The organism is Desulfovibrio sp. 86 (genome assembly GCF_902702915.1).
Taxonomy (GTDB): Bacteria; Desulfobacterota; Desulfovibrionia; order Desulfovibrionales; family Desulfovibrionaceae; genus Desulfovibrio.
The window spans coordinates 2,454,884-2,472,638 of the sequence record NZ_LR738849.1; the positions used below are offsets into that span (position 1 = coordinate 2,454,884).

Here is a 17,755-nt window from a genome sequence, read left to right on the forward strand (position 1 = left end):
AAAGGGTCCTTCCCCCACAGAGCACTTCAACCAACCAATCCACATCTCTAACATCTAATCCTTGCCGCGCTGGTCCACGATGCGCTGGGCCTTGCCCTCGGAGCGCTGGATGGAGCGCGGCTCCATCAGGCGCACCTTGGCCGTGACGCCCAGGAATTCCTTGATGTTCTTTTGCAGGCGGTTTTCCAGCATCTGGAGTTTGCGAATTTCGTCGGCAAAAAGGCTGTCGCTGACTTCCACGCGTACTTCCAGGGTGTCCAGATTGTTAACCGAGCCCACAATGATCTGGTAGTTGGGGGTGAGGCCGTCACTTTCCATAAGCAGGCCTTCGATCTGCTGCGGAAAGACATTGACCCCGCGTATGATGAGCATGTCGTCGCTGCGGCCCTGCAGGCGCGAGATGCGTACATGGGTACGGCCGCAGCAGCAGGGCGTGTAGTTCAGGCTGGTGAGGTCGCGGGTGCGGTAGCGCAGCATGGGGATGCCCTCCTTGGTGAGGGTCGTCAGCACAAGTTCGCCCACCTGGCCGGGGGGGAGCTGTTCGCCGGTCACGGGATCTATGATTTCCGGCAGGATGTGATCTTCCCAAAGGTGCATGCCGCACTTGGCTTCCACGCATTCCATAGCGACGCCCGGCCCCATAATTTCAGAAAGGCCGTAAATGTTCATGGCATCGATGTGCATTTTTTCTTCGATGTCACGGCGCATGGCTTCGGACCAGGGTTCGGCTCCGAAGATGCCTATGCGCAGCGCAAGTTCGCGAAAGTCCACTCCTGCTTCCTGCGCGGCTTCCCACAAATGCAGGGAGTAGGAGGGCGTGGCGCACAATACGGTAGCGCCAAAATCGCGCATGAGGTGCGCCTGGCGGCGCGTGGCCCCGCCGGAAGCCGGAACCACCGTGGCCCCGATGCGTTCCGCACCGTAGTGCGCCCCAAGCCCGCCCGTAAAGAGGCCGTAGCCATAGGCCACGTGCACCACGTCCGAGCGGGTGACCCCTGCGGCGGACATGCTGCGGGCCATAAGCTCGGCCCAGTTTTCAAGGTCGCGGGCCGTATAGCCCACAACCACGGCCTTGCCCGTGGTGCCGCTGGAGGCGTGCAGCCGCACGATATGGTCGCGCGGCACGGCAAACAGGCCGAAGGGGTAGTAGTTGCGCAGGTCCTGCTTTTCGGTAAAGGGCAGAAGTTTCAGGTCGGCCAGGGATTTGATGTCGGCGGGGGTGACGCCCGCCTCGTCAAAGCGTTTGCGATAGAAGGGCACGTTGGCGTAAACGCGGTCGCACAAGTCGCGCAGGCGGCGCAGTTGCAACGCTTCCAGTTCTTCGCGGGGCAGGGTTTCCTGTTTGATATTGAAAAGCACGACCCACTCCTTGTAGAAGAGATAGCTGGCAGTTGACGGCTTGAGCCATCAATGGAAAAGGAAAAACGGTTTCGTAGCGTGGAAACCCCTTTGGGTATGCCGCAATGTCCGCATCGGGTCAACAAAAACGGGGCATGGGCGAGGTGGCGTTTTGCGGATGGTCTGACACCAAAGGGCCCTGACAGAGCGCTGCACTCGTGCTATTAGAATATTTAAGGAAGCACTGATTAAAGAGCCTCCTGGAAACGCGGGGCGGCAACTGCGGCAAACCATTGCCCTTGACCCGGCTTTGCGATATGTGCTTGCTATGGAAAATAATCACCCCAATACTCCCTCCGGGGGCCGCGCCCCCAAGCAGTTTTCAGACGTCCCCGCAAGCCGTAAGGCGGCGGATCTGGTCCAATGGCTTGAAGAGCACAAGGCCTTGCGTGTGGTGTGCATTGATTTTGAAGGGCAGGGCGGTTTTGCCGATGCCCTGATCATTGCCAGCGCCGGTTCGGTGCGTCACGCCCAGAGCCTTGCTGACGGCGTAAGCCTGATGTGCCGCGAGAAAAACTACGAATTTTTGCGCACAGAAGGGTACGCCGCCGGGCAGTGGATCCTGGTGGATATGAATGACGTTATCGTCAACATCTTTCAGGAACCCGTGCGCGAGCTTTACGCCCTTGAAGCCCTGTGGGGACACGGATCCGCTGCCGCCAAAACCGCTGGGCGCGAAGACCGCGGAGAATAATATATGACGCCGACGCTGTTGCTGATACTGGATGGCTGGGGCATTGCCCCGCCAGGGCCTGGCAATGCCCCGTACCTGGCGAAAACCCCCAATCTGGACGCCCTGACGGCCCGCTGCCCGCACGGACAGCTCATCGCCTCCGGCCGTGATGTGGGTCTGCCCAAAGGGTATATGGGCAATTCGGAAGTCGGGCACCTGAACATAGGGGCCGGGCGCGTGGTCTATCAAGACATGACGCGTATCGACGTGGCTGTGGAGGACGGCTCCTTCGCGGCCAACCCCGTCATCAACGACGTGCTGGCTGCGGCCAGGCGCGGCGGCGGCAAGCTGCACCTTGTGGGCCTGCTTTCCGGCGGCGGCGTCCACAGTCATATCCGTCATCTGGAGGCCTTGTGCGGCATGGCGGCCGGGCAGGGCATTCCCGTGCGCGTGCACGCCCTCATGGATGGCCGTGATTGCGATCCGCACAGCGGCATGGACTTTATCCGCGAGCTTGAAGCCAGCATCAAGGATCAGCCCCAGACGCGCATAGCCAGCCTTGTGGGCCGCTTTTACGCCATGGACCGCGACAAGCACTGGGAACGGGTCAGTCAGGCCTGGAATGTCATAGTGCATGGTCAGGCGCCCACGGCGGCCAATCCCGAGGCAGCGGTGCAGGCTTCCTACGAGGCGGGCGTTACCGATGAGTTCATGAAGCCCGTGCGCTTTGACACGGGCGACGCTGCCCCCGGCATGGCCGACGGCGACGCGGTCTTTTTCTTCAACTTCCGGGCTGACCGCATGCGCGAACTGACTGCGGCCTTCATCACTCCCGGCTTTGAGGGCTTTGACAGGGGCAAGATGCCCGCGCTGTCGGCTCTGGCGTCCATGACGAGCTATGAGGCCAGCTTTACCTTGCCGGTGGCCTTTCCCAAGGAGGCGGTCAGCCATGGCCTTGGCCAGATCGTGTCCGAGCGGGGCATGCGGCAGCTGCGCCTGGCGGAAACGGAAAAGTACGCCCACGTGACCTACTTTTTCAATGGCGGCGTTGAAGAGCCGTTTACGGGCGAGGATCGCGTCCTTGTGCCGTCGCCGCGCGATGTGACGACCTATGATCAGAAGCCTGCCATGAGCGCGCCTCTGGTGACGGATGAATTCGTCAAGGCCTGGAACTCCGGGCAGTATGATCTTGTGGTCTGCAACCTTGCCAATGGCGATATGGTGGGGCATACCGGCGTGGTTAAAGCCGCCGTTGCGGCCTGCGAAGTGGTGGACCAGTGCGTGGGCCGCATGGTGGAAGCCGTGGAAGCCCGCAAGGGGCGCATGCTCATCATTGCCGACCACGGCAACTGCGAAGTCATGCTCACGCCCGAAGGCCATCCGCAGACGGCCCATACCACCAATCCCGTGCCCTGCATCCTGCTGGAACCTGACGGCGCGGTGAAGGCGCTGGCCGACGGCAGGCTGTGCGACGTTGCCCCCACGCTTCTGGCCCTGTGGGGACTCGAACCCTCATCGCCCATGAACGGGCGAAATCTGGCCCTGAACGGCGCTGATGCGGATATGGCACCCAAGGAGGCCGCCCGTGGCTGAGCGTAAAAGGCCCATTGAGCCCGTGGCCCCTGACGGCATGGAAATCCTCTTTTTCTACCAGTGCCCAGGCTGCGGCAAACACGTGCCGCAGGCCAGCCCCACCGAACCGCGCATGGTGCGCTGCCCAGGCTGCGGGCAGGGCTTTCCCATCATTCCGGTGGACGAACACAGCCTGCACTATGTGCGCATCATGCTGGCTGAGGGCAAGGCCGCCGCTGATCCAGATTTTCTATAGAGCATGTAACACTTGAAATGCTCGCGTACGGCAGGCAAAAGCCCGCCTACTCGCATTTCGTGGCAAGGATTTTTAGAAAAATCCTTGCAGAGCATTTAACTCATTTCATTCGTAAACTGCTCTAGTACAAGAAACTGTCCCGCCCGCATTTCGTGCAGGCCGTTTCCGAGGTGAAAACGATTTTGAAAATCCGGCTGTCGCCTACGCGGCAGCCGGATTTTTGAGCATGTGTCAGCCACATGACGAAATGCCGACAGCTCACGACAATTCGGGTTAAAATTTTTTTACGAAAAACCTTGCGTATATATATAAAGCCGTGTAAAAGAAGTCTCAACCTGATCGTAGGTTGTTTAGTGTTACCTGTGGGACGATTAAAACGAGAGGAAGGGCTATGAAACGCATCTGTACACTTCTTTTGGCCGCTGGCCTGCTGTTCGGCGCTGCCACCGGCGCGAGCGCCATTGACTTTAATGCCAAGGGCCAGTGGCTCATGGGCTTCAGCGAGGGCCAAGGCAGCCCCGTTGACACTTACCGCAAAGATGGCGTGAAGACCAAGGGCAGCCACGAGGATGACTTCCAGGCCGCCCAGCGTCTGCGTCTGCAATTGGACGCCGTGGCTTCCGAATCCCTGTCCGGCACCGTGTACTTCGAAATTGGCACCACCCAGTGGGGCCAGCAGAGCAGCGGCGGCGCTCTGGGCGCTGACGCCAACAACGCCATCCGTCTGAAGCGCGCCTATATTGACTGGGCCGTGCCGCAGACCGACGCCAAGGTGCGCATGGGCATCCAGGGCGTGGCCCTGCCCAACGTGGCCGGTGGCTCCGCCATTATGGACACCGACGTTGCCGGCATCACCGCCAACTACAAGTTCAACGACAACGTTGGCCTGACCGCTCTGTGGGCGCGCCCCCTGAACGACAACTACACCGATGTCAATAATAACAATCGGCAGCAAAACTATCTGGACAACCTGGATCTCTTCAGCCTGATGGTGCCCCTGACCTTTGACGGCGTGAAAGTGACCCCCTGGGCCATGTACGGCATGGTGGGCAAGAACGCGCTGAAGGGCGACTGGAATAAGAACATCAACGACTACGATGCCATCGGAACCCGTGACGGCAATCCCAAATTTACTTTGCGCCCCTACCCGGGCTTGACTAACGCTGACTCGATCGGCAACACCAACAATGATTACGGTTCCGCCTTCTGGGCTGGTCTGCCTGTTGCCATCACCCTGTGGGATCCGCTGAACATTGAAGTGGATCTGAACTACGGGTACATGCAGGGCATGGGCCGCTTTGACGCCAAGAAGAGCGACGGCACCCTCAAGCGCTCCAGCACCGAGCGTCAGGGCTGGCTTGCCAAGGCCCTGGTGGAATACAAGCTTGATTGGGGCGTGCCCGGCATCTTGGGCTGGTACGCTTCCGGTGATGACGGCAACCCGAGGAACGGTTCGCAGCGCATGCCTTCCGTTGTGCCCATGGGCAACTTCACCTCTTTCCTGGGTGACGGCAACATGGGTTGGGCCCGCCAGGATTACGCTATTGACTACGCAGGAACCTGGGGCGTCGGCGCCCAGATCCGCGACATGTCCTTCCTTGAAGACCTGAAGCACACCTTCCGCGTGGCCTACTGGGGCGGCACCAACAGCACCGGCATGGTCAAGTACATGGATAGCGCCCACGCCTGGGGTGATGGCTACAACCAGAACACCAGCCCTTACCTGACCACCAACGATGCTCTGGTGGAATTCAACCTGGTGAACAGCTACAAGATTTACGAAAACCTCGAAATGAATCTTGAACTGGACTACGTTATCAACTGCATGGATAACAGCACCTGGAAGAAAGCTAAGGGCGGCAACGACGGCAGCTTCAGCAAGCAGGATATGTGGAAGGCCCAGGTGGTCTTCGCGTACAGCTTCTAAGCTACGCGCCTTTGCCGAAAGGCAAGGATTACGACTTCAAGGGGAGGCTTCGGCCTCCCTTTTTTTGTGTCTTCCGGAGCAAGACTGTTTTGCGATGTGTTGGCTTTTAGGGCTGGTATGTCCTGGGGCCGCAGTTCACAGTGGCGGCCAGGCTGCTTGCCTGTGAGAAGTGCCTGTTTTCCATATGTCGATTTGCACTTCTGTTTTTATAATGGCAAGGCATGATGCATGGCTTTGCTGATGAGAAAGAACGCCTGTTGCAAATGTCAAAGGCCAGTAAGCGTGACGCATGGTATAACGCCGTTGCGCGCGGCCGTTTCATTTGGCGGAAATGAATGCCGTGCATGCAATGGCCTGGACGGACACTATGCCACCTGTGACTGCGATTTCAATTTTTCAAACAGCTGCCATTGCGCCATAAAGGCGCTTCGCAGGGGGCGAGACTCTGCCCAGGCCCGGGCAGCGCGCTTCATGGCCTGCATGCGTTCCGGATGGCGGGCAAGGGAGAGCATTGCCGCAGCATAGGCCTCCGCATTTTCCTGCTCGACCACAAGCCCGCTCTTGCCAGGAATGATGTTTTCCTTGGGGCCGCCTACCCCGCTCACGATGGTGGCAAGCCCGGCGGCCTGAGCTTCCAGCACGACCCTGCTGTAGGTGTCTGTGGCAGAGGGAAAAACAAAGATATCCGCATCTTCATATGCCTGAATGAGCGATTGCCCCTCAAGGTAGCCTGTAAATTTCACAGGCAGATCCTTGGCCATTTTTTGCAACTCCGCAAACTGGGGGCCATCCCCAACCAGAGTCAGCACCGCATTGGGCACTTGCGGATAAACACGTCGGAAGGCTTCCATCAACAGATGGAGGCTTTTTTCTTTGGACAATCTGCCCACATAAAGAAATTTGATCTGCTGTTCTTTTGCAGAATCGCCGCGCTGCCACGAAGGGGTAAAAACCGAGGCGTCAATGCCCCTCGGATAAACGTGAATTTTTTGCGGTTGCAGCCCGCGCGCTATGAGATCCTGCCGGGTCGCCTCTGACGGAGCAAAAACGACGTCCATCTGGTTATAGTACCAGAATATGTAGCGCCATGCCGTTTCCTCCAGCGAGGGGTCGTCCGTCAGCCTGTATACGTATTGCGGAAAGGACGTGTGGTAGGTCGCGTGGATGGGCAGGTTCAGCATCTTTGCCGCCAACAGGGCAATAAGCCCCATTGGGCCGGGCGTTACGGAGTGTAAAAGCGTGTAGCCACGGTCATAGCAGTGCTGGATGATTTTTAAGGCTGGCGGGTGGTGCAGCGAGAGTTCAGGATACTCAGGCATGGAAAAACTGCCCGTCGGGGTGAAATTTATGGGGGCAAGTTTGGGATCGTGCAGAAAGGTATTGGCGTTTTGGGGCATGCACGTCAGCATGTCCAGTTTCTTGCCGTGTGTTGCGGCAAGGGAAAGTGTTATCTGCAAGGATTTTGCGACCCCGTTCACCTCGCAGTACGTATCGGTAAAATATGCAATGGCTGTTTTTTCGGTGGGCTGGGGCCGCATGTGGTTTTGGATCCCATAGTGCTGCAAGCAGTTTTCAGCGAATTTTCTGTCTTTGGAAAACAGGCTGTAACCAATGCCGTAGGGAGCAAGCAGGGCATAGAGGGATCCTATGGAGCCGATCAGTTTGAACACATTGAAAAAGTTACCTTTAAGAATATCCTCAAGCACCGCATCCACACAAATGTGCTGTACCTTTTCTGTTACTTCCGAGATAAAATGGGTCAGCATTTCTTCGCGTTGCGGCAGATCCTTGAGCGCCTGAATTGTATTGGTTTCACTGGCGGCAAACTTTAGTTGCGGGGACTGCGCAATCACCTGCTCCGCCGCTTCAAGCAGATTTGCCTGCATGCTTTTTTCACCGGTCCGCCTTCCCCGGCCAAAGCGGAGCAAAACTCCGGCCAAGGTCAACATGCGCGTTTTGACAGACAGGGGCTTGAGTTCCGGCGCGCCTGTCAGCATGTTTTCCGCAAACCGGAGCGCGCTGCTGTAGTGCATGTCCTGAGCCAGATCCGTGGAGTTTTTATAAAACTGGTACCCGATGGCGTACAGATTGTGGGCAAAACAGAGCGGTGTGGCCGGAACCGTATTCACGGTGGTATTGCCCTGCATCACGGCCTGCAAAAGATGCGCGGCAGCGGGAAGCGTGTCGCCCTTGCCGCTGTGGCGGACGGGGCTTACGCGTGTAAAGCTTCTGGCTATATTGCAGGAGGAGTGATCGTCCGACCCTGCCATGAAATGCTTGTTCCAGGGCTGCGCGACCAGAGAGGCACGTTTGTATTTTTCTTCAAATCGCGAGGTCATTTCCGGGGTGAGCTCGGCCACGATAGAGCGCAAAACCTCATTCTGCACATCATTGCGCGCCCCGTTCAGTTCAAACACGGAAAACAGCAGGATAAGCTTTTCAACGTGCTGTATGGTCAGTTTGTCGTTGGCTGGGCACAATGGATGGGCGCAGGCATGTGGAATATCCTGCTGGATGAGGTAGGGGATGAGGTCATAGATGTTACTTCTGAGGCGCTGCACGTCTTCGTGCTGTTTTTCAGTGATATTCCAGGCTAGTACGTGGATTTCGCAGCGGTCACCGGGAAAAAACGCGGAAATTTCTTCGCTGATGAATACCTGCGGCAAATGAGCTATTTCCAATGCCCCCGCAATGGTATCGTGGTCAGTAATCGTCACATAGTCCATTCCTCTGGACTTGGCGATGTCATATATTTTTGAGGGAAGCGTATAGCTTTCGCTGCAACCGATTTTTTGTAACGCCCATTGTGACGGATTTGTGGAGTGCCGCGAGTGGACATGCAAGTCCACATTGAATGAAGGTTGTGTTGCCTTGTGCTGCAAAACATCAAATTGGGGCGTCTGTGGCATTTGATACTCCCTTGTGGGTATGTTTGCCTGCAGTGCTGCTTGAGCATTTAGCTCTTGAAACGCTCAAGTGCGCGGCTGGCAAAGCCTGCCGCACGCATTTCGCGGCAAGGATTCCCAGAAAATCCTTGCAGGCTGTGAACGCATTTCATTGGCAAGCTGCGTTAAAATATATCTCTGAACTTTTTCTAAACTGTACATATGGAAATAGTATGAAGGTTTTCATACTTTTTGACTTTGTAGCCATCATAACGATTGTCGGGATTGCAAGTGTTTTCTGCCATGAGTTTTGTTAACGTAATCGGCGTAGGCGGGAATGATGATCCATCGCTGGACGAGCGCGGCCATAAGGCGCTGCTTGTTCTTCAGGACAGATTGACTTTGAATCATGAAGTGTTTCAACGTTAATCTGTTCTTGATGCATTTTGTTCAGTGCCGTCATGCTTTTCGCAAAAGAACATCCGCCCGTCATTGTTCTGTGACGGGCGGATGTATTGTGAAGGAAGCGTGAAAGAAGCGTGTACGGGGCGAAGTAGAAGAAACTGCTTCAGGTGGGTTAGCGTTTGCGTTGCAGATGGTCGCGCAAAAGTATGGCCAGCAGGTTCATGCTCAAAACCAGCAGCAGGAGCACAAGGCCGGTTCCGTATTGCAGGGGCCGGGTTTTGGCTATTTCAGTTCCGGCTGTGGCCAGCACGTACATGTGGTAGGGCAGGGCCATGACAGAGCTGAAAATGGAGTCCGGGCTTTTGGGCGTGTAAAAAACCGCTGCGGTAAACATGATGGCTGCGGTTTCACCCGCCGCGCGGGCCACGCCCAGGATGGCTCCCGTGAGCATGCCGGGCAGCGCGCAGGGCAGCACCACACGGCTTATGGTCTGCCATTTGGTTGCGCCAAGGGCCAGAGATGCCTCGCGGTAGGTGTCCGGCACGTTGCGCAGGGCTTCTTCAGCTGTGCCGATGATGACGGGCAGGGTCAGCACGGCAAGCGTCAGTATGCCCGAGAGTATGCTGACCCCGAAGCCGCAAAAGGTCACAAAAAAGGACAGGCCAAAAAGGCCGAAGACCACGGAAGGCACGCCGGCAAGATTGTTGACCCCAAGGCGCACGTAGCGGGCAAAGGCGTTGCGTTTGGCGTATTCGTGCAGGTAGATCGCCGAGGCCACGCCCAGGGGAAAGGCCAGCAGCAGCGCGCCCAGCGAGAGAATGGCCGTGCCGATGATGCAGGGCAGTATGCCGCCCTCTGTCATCATGTTGCGGGGGGACTGACTGATGAATTCCCAGCTCAGCGCGGGCAGGCCGTTGTAGAACAAAAAACCGCATACGCCCATCAGGGCCAAAACGTTGCAGGCGGCCACGCCGCGCAGAAAGCAGAACATGACGTTCTGCGAGCGTCCCCTGGCTCTGCCGCTGGAAGGCAGCACCACGCGGGTGGATGCGCCGTGCTGCGAATCGTGCTGTGAAGATGATGCCTGTGACATGTTTTTCCGTCCTGTTCCCTATAAGCTGGAGGATCCGGCCTGACGATGTTTTTCGGCAATATGCCCGGCGAACATATTGAAGGCCAGTGTCAGCAGAAAGAGCACAATGCCTATGGCGAAAAGCGCGTGGTAATGTTCGCCTCTGAAGGGGGCCTCGGCCATTTCGGCGGCGATGGACGCGGGCATGGGCCGCACCGGGTCCAGCAGGGATGTGGGAATAATGGCCGCGCCGCCAGCCACCATAAGAACCACCATTGTTTCGCCGATGGCTCGCGACATGCCCAGCATGACGGCAGTGCCGATGCCGGAGAGCGCGGCGGGTATGACCACCCGAACCGTGGTCTGCCAGCGGGTAGCGCCCAGCGCCAGCGATGCCTCGCGCAGATCGCGCGGCACGCTGTACAGGGCGTCCTCGGAGACGGAACAGATGGTGGGCACGCTCATGAAGGCCAACACCAGGGAGGCGTTCAGCAGGTTAAGGCCCGTGGCCGCGTTCAGGTAGTCCTGCAGGAAGGGAGCCAGCACCACCATGCCCAGAAAGCCCAGCACCACCGAGGGCAGCGCGGCCAGAAGTTCCACAAAGGGCTTGATGATGCGACGAACGCCCGGATGGGCGATTTCCGTCAGGTATACGGCCGTAAGAACCCCAAGGGGCACTGCCAGCAGCGAGGAAAAAAACGTTACCGCCAGTGAGGCGACCAGCAGGGGAAAGATGCCGAAAAGTCCTGGGTCCTCTGTGGGATACCACAGATCGCCAAAAAGAAAATCAATGGGCGAGTAGTGCGCAAAGAGCGGCAGGCCTTCCATAAACAGAAATATGACAATGCCGGCCAGGGCCAGCAGGGAGCTGGCCGCCATGCCGGTGAGAATATAGTGAACCAGCTTTTCCTTCAGATCTCTGGAGCGCATGGGCCGTTCTCCTGACGCGCTAGCCGCGTCTTTGGCACTTGTGGCGCATGTGCCGGGCAAGGGGGGATGTGGTTTCCGCTCACCCCGCACCATGCGGGAATTGTTTGCAGGGCGTACTGCGCCCTTGTCCATCCGGTATCTCCCGTCATTGCGGGAAATTTTGTCACCATCCCGAAATGGTTGCAAGGCGGAGTCACTGCACCGCCAGGCAACCATTTCGCAGAAGTGGTCTTATTTGCTCAGGGGCACGTAGCCCACTTCACGCACGTCCTTCTGGCCCTTGTCGGGGGCAAGGAGGTAGTCCACAAATTCTTTCGCCACGCCCTTGGGGGCGCCGTTGGTGAAGATGTAGAGTTCGCGGGCAATGGGCCACTGCTTGGAAACGGCGGTTTCAGCATTGGCGCTCACGTTGTTCACCTTGAGGCCCTTGGTGGACTTGTCCACATAGCCGAGGCCCACGTAGCCAATGGCGTTCTTGTTCTTGGACACGGTCTGCACCACAGCGCCGTTGGAAGCCTGCATGAGGGCCTTGGGGCTGACGCGTTCCTTTTTCATGACCAGTTCTTCCCAGGACTCGAAGGTGCCGGAAGAGGTGTCGCGCGAAACGGCCACGATCTGGGCGTCTTCGCCGCCAAGGTCCTTCCAGTTGGTGATCTTGCCAGCGAAAATGTCGCGCAGCTGTTCAACGGTAAGCGCAGCCACCTTGTTGGCGGGGTTGACCACAGGCACGATGGCGTCAATGGCGATGGGCGTGCGCAGAGGGGTCACGCCGTTTTTGGCGGCGGCTTCCACTTCCTTGTCCTTGATGTCGCGCGAGCTCATGGCAATGTCGCACTGCTTTTCGAGCAGGGCCTTGAGGCCGTTGCCGGAACCGCCGCCGGAAATGCTGAGTTCCGTGCCGGGATGGGAAGCCATGAACGCTTCACCGGCTTTCTGCACCACGGGCAACACCGTGGTGGAGCCGTTGATGACGACCTGCTGGGCGGCCATGGCCGGAGCGCCCAGGCAAAGGACGGTAAGGGCGGCGGCAAGCAGTTTGCCGCTGGAACGGGTCATGCGGGACTTGAAGTCGAAAGACATGGGTCTTCTCCTGTTGTTGGTACTTTGTGACATTGGTCTACATTGGCGGTTTTCGCCCGCCGCGACTCTTTTCTGGCCTTGTTCTGTTACAGAATGATGACAGAACCACGAAGACTGCGTGAAGCCCGCAATTGCTTTTCAAACCCGCGTGGGGCATGGTTTTTTCAGTTTTAAGCAGCGTCACGCAATTGTAACAAATCCACCATCACAATGGCGCAATGAGGCGGTGTACTCTGTCTGCGTCAGAGAGGTGTGAACTATGAGTCAACAAATACTGATAGTTGAAGATGAAGCCGACATCCGTGAACTTTTACGTTTCAATCTTGAGCGTGAAGGCTTCAGCGTGCTGGAGGCAGCCGACGGCAATGAAGGTCTCAAGCTGGCCCGGCAACATATGCCCGACCTTATGCTGCTGGACGTCATGCTGCCGGGTTTTGACGGGTTTGAGGTCTGCCGCCGTCTGGGCGCGCAGTCAGAAACCGCCAATATTCCGGTTCTCATGCTGACAGCCAGGGGCGAAGAAATGGACAGGGTCGTGGGATTGAGCCTTGGGGCGGACGACTACGTGGTCAAGCCCTTCAGCGTGCGCGAACTCATGCTGCGCATTCGGGCGGTGCTGCGGCGCGGTACGCGCAGCAGTGAAAGCCCAGTGCTTGAACGTCACGGCATTCGCCTGCGGCCCGAAGCCCATACGGCCGAGGTGCAGGGCGAAGAGATGCCGCTTACCGCCACGGAGTTTCGTCTGCTTGAAGACCTGCTCCGCCACGCGGGAGCGGTGCGTACGCGCGAGCAGCTGTTGAACAAGGTGTGGGGCTATTCCTTTGAAGGGTATGCCCGCACCGTGGATACCCATGTGCGCCGTTTGCGCGCCAAGCTCGGCGGCGCGGCCGCCATGCTGGAAACTGTACGCGGCGTCGGCTACAGAATCAAGGAGTAGAAAGGTCCCGCACGGGCTGCGCCTGTGAGGGCCAATAGCAAAGCTGGCGGCAAGGCCGCACTGGCAGGGAACTATGTTTTCATTCAGAACCCGAATTTTTTACGGCATGCTGGCCGTGGCCCTGGTTTCCATAGCCGTGGCCGTGTTCTACGGCAAGGCCTGGTTTGAAAAGGCCCAGCTTGAATCCGCGCGCGAACGCCTTGTGCGTGAAACAGTGCTGGCCGGGGCCATATTGGACAGGCTCGGCGACCATACGTCCGGGCTTCCGCAACTGGCGGCCATTCTTGATATGCCTGAAGAGCGCCTGTCTCTGCTGAACAGCAAGGGCAGCGTGCTGGGCGATACAGCCCCCGGAGCGCAGCCCGTCACCCGTCTGGACAATCATGCCGACAGGCCCGAAGTACGCGAGGCCATGGCCGGAAAGCCGGGCTTTACCATCCGGCCCAGCGGCACTCTGGGCACTGATCTGGCCTATGCCGCAGTGGCCCTGCAGAACGGCGACATCTTGCGCGTTTCCGTGCCGCTGGTCAGCCTCAGGCAGATTATAGACAGCCAGCTTGCCGTCTTCACGCGCATAGGCCTTATCACCGTGGCGCTTTCACTGGTGCTGGCCGGGCTGCTGTCCGGCGCGCTGCGGCGCTCGTTGAGCCAGATGGTGTCTGTGGTGGAGGCCATATCGCTTGGCAACTTTCAGCGTCGCCTGCGCCGCATACCAGGGCGCGAATTCGCGCCCCTGGCGGACGCCGTGAACCGCATGGCCGAAAATATCGAGGAGCACATCCGTGCGGCGGCCGAACAGACAGCCCAGCTTGAAAGCATCCTCGACACCATGAGCGACGGGGTGCTGGTGCTTGGCCCGCGCGGGCGCATACGCCGCTGCAACAGGGCGCTGGCCAGGGAATTTCCCGATGCCGCGTCAGCCCTGGGCGCTCAGGTGGTTGAAGTCATCCCTTCGCCGCCCTTGCAAAATGCCGTTGACGACCTCATGGCAGAGGCGGAAGCCCGTAACCATGCGCGTCAGCGGGCGCTGGCCCTCGCCGCCTCCGTGGCGCAGGACTACCCGGAACTTGCGGGGACCAAAGACGCCGCTGGTGATGGCGCGATCAAGTCCCAGACAGCCGTGCCCCAGACAGCCGATGACGATTCTGTCGCGCCGGACCTTGAAGGCTTTGAGGATGGCGAGGACGGCAGCGATGAAGGGTTCTCCGCAGAAAGCGGCCGTATGCAGCGCTATCTGCATCTTGAACTGCCTTCAGGTCAGGTCATGTCGGTCTGCATTTCGCTGCCCACATCCGCTGACACGGAAAAGGGCGGACAGTTGGGCGCTGTGGCCGTGTTCCACGACATCACGGAGCTCATGCGGCTCGAGAGGGTGCGCAGGGACTTCGTGGCCAACGTGTCGCACGAATTGCGCACGCCGCTTACGGCCATACAGGGATATGCCGAAACCCTCGTCAGTCTGGACGGCCCGCCTGAATGCCGCCGCTTTGGCGAGATCATTCTCAAGCACGGGGCCTACCTTTCACGCATGGTGGAAGACCTGCTCACACTGGCGCGCCTTGAAGGCAAGAGCGGCAGCCTTGAGCTTGGCCCGGTGGATCCCCGCGAATCTCTGGCCCAGGCCACGGGCATGTGCCGTGAAGTGCTGGAGCGCAGGCGCTGCAAGGTGGAGTCACAGATTCCGGCCGACTGCCGCGTCATGGCCAGCCCGCCGCATCTGACCCAGGTTTTTCGCAATCTGCTGGAAAACGCGGGCCGATACGCGCCTGAGGGCGGTAGCATCCGCGTGAGCGCGCGGCAGGTCGGCGACAGCGTCGTCTTTCGCGTAACCGACGATGGTCCGGGCATCCCCAAGCAGGACCTCGAGCGCATATTTGAGCGCTTCTATCAGGTCGAGCGGCACAGGGGACAGGCCAGCACCGGCCTTGGCCTTGCCATCTGCAAACATATCATTGAAAGGCACGGCGGCAGCATCCGGGCGGAGAGCCCGGCTTCTGACGGCAATACGGCCCTTGTTTTCACTCTTACTTCCGTTCACGGAGCAGCATAGTCATGAAGGAACATCTGCTGGCACGCAACGTCAGTGTCTATTATGGGCAGCATAAGGCCCTGCACGAAGTGTCTCTGGCCTTTGAGCCCTGCAAGGTGACGGCTCTTATCGGCCCGTCGGGCTGCGGCAAATCCACCTTTTTGCGTTGTCTGAACCGCATGAACGACCTCGTGCCCGGCGCACGGGTGGAAGGAGAAATTCTGCTGGACGGCAAGGACGTGAACCGCCCGGATACGGATGTGGTTTCGCTGCGCTGTCGGGTGGGCATGGTTTTTCAGAAGCCCAACCCCTTTCCCAAAACCATTTATGAAAACGTAGCCTATGGCTTGCGGGTCAATGGCCTCAGGGATGAAAGCCTTATAGCTGAAAAAGTTGAGCTTTCTCTGCGCAGGGCCGCCATTTTCGACGAAGTGAAAGACCGCCTGCAAGCCCCGGCTATCGGCCTTTCCGGCGGGCAGCAGCAGCGTCTGTGCATTGCCCGCGCCCTGGCCGTGGAGCCCGAGGTGCTGCTTATGGACGAACCCGCAAGCGCCCTGGACCCCATAGCCACGCAAAAGATTGAAGAAAGCATCCGTGAGCTGCGCGAGTCCCTGTCCATTATCATCGTCACCCACAACATGCAGCAGGCCGCCCGCGTGTCCGACACGACGGCTTTTTTCTATATGGGTGAACTCATTGAGTATAATGCCACGGATATCATGTTTACGCGGCCTGCCAAAAAACAGACCGAAGACTATATCACCGGGCGTTTCGGCTAGGCGGCACTGGTTTTGTCTTTTGGCCCAGGGCCTTTGTTCGCATTCAAAACCAAAACAGATGTGGCCGCGATCCGGCCAGAACATACAGCGCGATTTTCAGGAGACTGTCATGCAACAGGCCAATTATCTGCAACAACTGCTTGTGACCCTGCGTACCCGGCTTCTGGTCATGTGCGCCAGCGTGGGCATTGCGCTGGAAGAGGCGGGCAAGGCCCTTGTGGCCAACGATCCGGGCAGGGCCGCTGCCGTTATCGAAAGCGACGTGGCCATAGACGCCCTGGAAAATGAAATAGACGAAATGGCCCTGCGGCTGCTGGCCCGGTCGCAGCCTGTGGCCAGCGACCTGCGTTTTGTGGTCACATCCCTGCGCATGGTGGTGGATCTGGAGCGCATTGGCGACGAGGCCGTGAGCATGGCTGAACAGGCCACCCTCATGCAGGACATGCCGGGCTTCAGCGTGATACCCCACGTGCGCGAGCTTTACGTGAGCGCGCGCGAAGCTTTTGAAAACGCGGTACGGGTCTTTCGCGAGAACGACGCCCAGGGCGCGCTGATCATGAGCCGGGGCGATGACGAAGCTGTGCAGACGGAAGTCCGCATCATTCAGGGGCTTATGGAAGGGCTTTCTGATCCGCAGAATACCCTCGAACCCCACCAGGCCATGCACATAATTTTGGTGACGCGCTCGCTGACGCGCATCTGGCGGCGTTCCGTCAACATTGCCGAGCATGTGTACTTTATCAGCCGGGGTGAAAGCCTCAAGCACAAGGGCGAAAGCAGGGATGTCATGTTTTCCGCCCCTGCGACGCCACCCGCCGCTGGCGGGTTTACGCCCGCCGCCGTTGCCGGGTTCACTCCTGCCAATGAGGGAGGCGCGCCTGCCGCCGCTTCGGGCGAAGCCGCCAAGCCCCATGAGGCGGACGCCAATGAAAAAAATCCCTCGCGCCGCAACCGTGCCGAGAAAGCCACAAATTCTGAGGAAAAAGGCGCTGAAAAAAACGACACTGCGGAAAAAGGCACGGACAATGCGTGATCCCAAGCGCCGGGAGCGCTGGTCATGCCGTTAGCGTGGCCTGTGGCGGCGCGGGCGTTCAGGTATGCTGACCCGTCCCTTGAACGCCGCCACCCTGACCTTGGCCTTCTGCTTGACGCCTATGCCGTGGTGGATCTGGGCGTGAAGGTGGCCATAGGCCGGGACGGACGCGTGCCTGCCTGTCACACGGGGTGTGCGCAATGCTGCAGGCAGCCCATCCCCGTAACGCCGCTGGAAGTGCTGGCGCTGCACTGTTACGCGCGCCACAGGCTGCCGCAGGACAGCCTTGCCGGTCTGGTGCAAAGGCTGTCGGGCTATGAGGGGCAAAAGCGGAACATTGCCTCGCCCTGTCCCTTTCTTCATGAAGGCGCTTGTCTGGTTTACCCAGTGCGACCGGTGGCCTGCCGACAGTACATGGTTTTCGGCGCCCCCTGCGCGCAGGGAGAAGACGCCAGCCGCAGCCGCCCGCTGGAGGTGCTTGCGCCGTCCTATGATCATATGCTGGCCGCGCTGATGCGCACGCTGCCCTGGTACGCAGGGCACGAACCCGCCCCGCCGGAACATCCCACCGAAGAAAGCGCCAGAGAGTTTTTTCAATCCATCACTTCGGTTGTTCAGGCCGTGGCCTGGAATCGTTTTTTCCGCGCCTGACTCTGAGCACGGCATTGCATCTTTGTGCCTGGCACCCCCAAGGACTTTGGAACAGCTTAAACGTTGAGAGTGTACATTCTCAACGTTTAAGCTGCTCTGGCTATGGCGTGTAATCGTGCAGATAGCCT

At 58.8% G+C, this 17,755-nt stretch carries 15 protein-coding genes; 10 read left to right on the forward strand and 5 right to left on the reverse strand.

Annotated elements, in window-relative coordinates; translation table 11 throughout:
* Nucleotides 1-54 precede the first annotated feature (54 nt).
* Nucleotides 55-1,359 (reverse strand): phenylacetate--CoA ligase family protein, encoded by a 1,305-nt coding sequence (locus DESU86_RS10005; protein WP_179980912.1) that lies wholly within the window; start codon nucleotides 1,357-1,359, stop codon nucleotides 55-57.
* A 307-nt stretch (nucleotides 1,360-1,666) separates the two neighbouring features.
* Between DESU86_RS10005 and rsfS the strand changes: the two genes are divergently transcribed.
* The 4 genes from rsfS to DESU86_RS10025 all read left to right on the forward strand — a co-directional run bounded on the left by rsfS (nucleotide 1,667) and on the right by DESU86_RS10025 (nucleotide 5,826).
* Nucleotides 1,667-2,092: a ribosome silencing factor gene (gene rsfS / locus DESU86_RS10010; RefSeq protein WP_179980913.1), complete on the forward strand. Its 426-nt coding sequence runs from the start codon at nucleotides 1,667-1,669 to the stop codon at nucleotides 2,090-2,092.
* A gap of 3 nt (nucleotides 2,093-2,095) precedes the next feature.
* Nucleotides 2,096-3,664 (forward strand): 2,3-bisphosphoglycerate-independent phosphoglycerate mutase, encoded by a 1,569-nt coding sequence (gene gpmI, locus DESU86_RS10015; protein ID WP_179980914.1) that lies wholly within the window; start codon nucleotides 2,096-2,098, stop codon nucleotides 3,662-3,664.
* The gene (locus DESU86_RS10020) at nucleotides 3,657-3,899 is read left to right on the forward strand and encodes a hypothetical protein (protein ID WP_012624199.1); all 243 of its coding nucleotides are present in this window, start codon (nucleotides 3,657-3,659) and stop codon (nucleotides 3,897-3,899) included. The genes gpmI and DESU86_RS10020 overlap by 8 nt, the downstream gene beginning before the upstream one ends.
* 391 nt (nucleotides 3,900-4,290) lie before the next feature.
* Entirely contained in the window at nucleotides 4,291-5,826 is a 1,536-nt protein-coding gene (locus tag DESU86_RS10025) for an outer membrane homotrimeric porin (protein ID WP_179980915.1), read from the forward strand.
* A 365-nt stretch (nucleotides 5,827-6,191) separates the two neighbouring features.
* On the opposite strand, the gene DESU86_RS10030 is transcribed toward DESU86_RS10025, so the two are convergent.
* A complete protein-coding gene (locus DESU86_RS10030; RefSeq protein WP_179980916.1) occupies nucleotides 6,192-8,735 on the reverse strand; it encodes a glycosyltransferase in 2,544 nt (847 codons plus the stop codon).
* On the opposite strand from DESU86_RS10030, the gene DESU86_RS10035 reads away from it, so the two are divergent.
* Nucleotides 8,729-9,028 carry a hypothetical protein gene (locus DESU86_RS10035; protein WP_179980917.1) on the forward strand — a complete coding sequence of 100 codons (300 nt, stop codon included), beginning with the start codon at nucleotides 8,729-8,731 and terminating at the stop codon, nucleotides 9,026-9,028. The two genes, DESU86_RS10030 and DESU86_RS10035, sit on opposite strands and share 7 nt — an antisense overlap.
* Before the next feature lie 260 nt (nucleotides 9,029-9,288).
* Here the strand turns inward: DESU86_RS10035 and pstA are convergent, their stop codons facing one another.
* The 3 genes from pstA to DESU86_RS10050 form a co-directional block, all read right to left on the reverse strand.
* Nucleotides 9,289-10,107, reverse strand: a complete 819-nt coding sequence (gene pstA / locus DESU86_RS10040) for a phosphate ABC transporter permease PstA (RefSeq protein WP_179981793.1) — start codon at nucleotides 10,105-10,107, stop codon at nucleotides 9,289-9,291.
* A gap of 120 nt (nucleotides 10,108-10,227) precedes the next feature.
* Nucleotides 10,228-11,118, reverse strand: a complete 891-nt coding sequence (pstC, locus tag DESU86_RS10045; RefSeq protein ID WP_179980918.1) for a phosphate ABC transporter permease subunit PstC — start codon at nucleotides 11,116-11,118, stop codon at nucleotides 10,228-10,230.
* A 231-nt stretch (nucleotides 11,119-11,349) separates the two neighbouring features.
* Complete coding sequence (locus DESU86_RS10050; RefSeq protein WP_179980919.1) at nucleotides 11,350-12,198, reverse strand: PstS family phosphate ABC transporter substrate-binding protein; 849 nt, start codon at nucleotides 12,196-12,198, stop codon at nucleotides 11,350-11,352.
* A 259-nt stretch (nucleotides 12,199-12,457) separates the two neighbouring features.
* On the opposite strand from DESU86_RS10050, the gene DESU86_RS10055 reads away from it, so the two are divergent.
* The 5 genes from DESU86_RS10055 (at nucleotide 12,458) to DESU86_RS10075 (ending at nucleotide 17,627) form a co-directional block, all read left to right on the forward strand.
* Entirely contained in the window at nucleotides 12,458-13,135 is a 678-nt protein-coding gene (locus tag DESU86_RS10055; RefSeq protein WP_179980920.1) for a response regulator, read from the forward strand.
* Between the two features lie 73 nt (nucleotides 13,136-13,208).
* Nucleotides 13,209-15,185, forward strand: coding sequence for an ATP-binding protein (locus DESU86_RS10060; protein ID WP_179980921.1), 1,977 nt, complete (start codon nucleotides 13,209-13,211; stop codon nucleotides 15,183-15,185).
* Nucleotides 15,186-15,187: 2 nt separating this feature from the next.
* Complete coding sequence (gene pstB, locus DESU86_RS10065) at nucleotides 15,188-15,943, forward strand: phosphate ABC transporter ATP-binding protein PstB (RefSeq protein ID WP_179980922.1); 756 nt, start codon at nucleotides 15,188-15,190, stop codon at nucleotides 15,941-15,943.
* A 109-nt stretch (nucleotides 15,944-16,052) separates the two neighbouring features.
* Nucleotides 16,053-16,976: a phosphate signaling complex protein PhoU gene (phoU, locus tag DESU86_RS10070; protein WP_232088323.1), complete on the forward strand. Its 924-nt coding sequence runs from the start codon at nucleotides 16,053-16,055 to the stop codon at nucleotides 16,974-16,976.
* Nucleotides 16,977-17,000: 24 nt separating this feature from the next.
* On the forward strand, nucleotides 17,001-17,627 hold the full coding sequence (locus tag DESU86_RS10075; protein WP_179980923.1) for a YkgJ family cysteine cluster protein: 627 nt from the start codon (nucleotides 17,001-17,003) through the stop codon (nucleotides 17,625-17,627).
* Nucleotides 17,628-17,755: the final 128 nt, after the last annotated feature.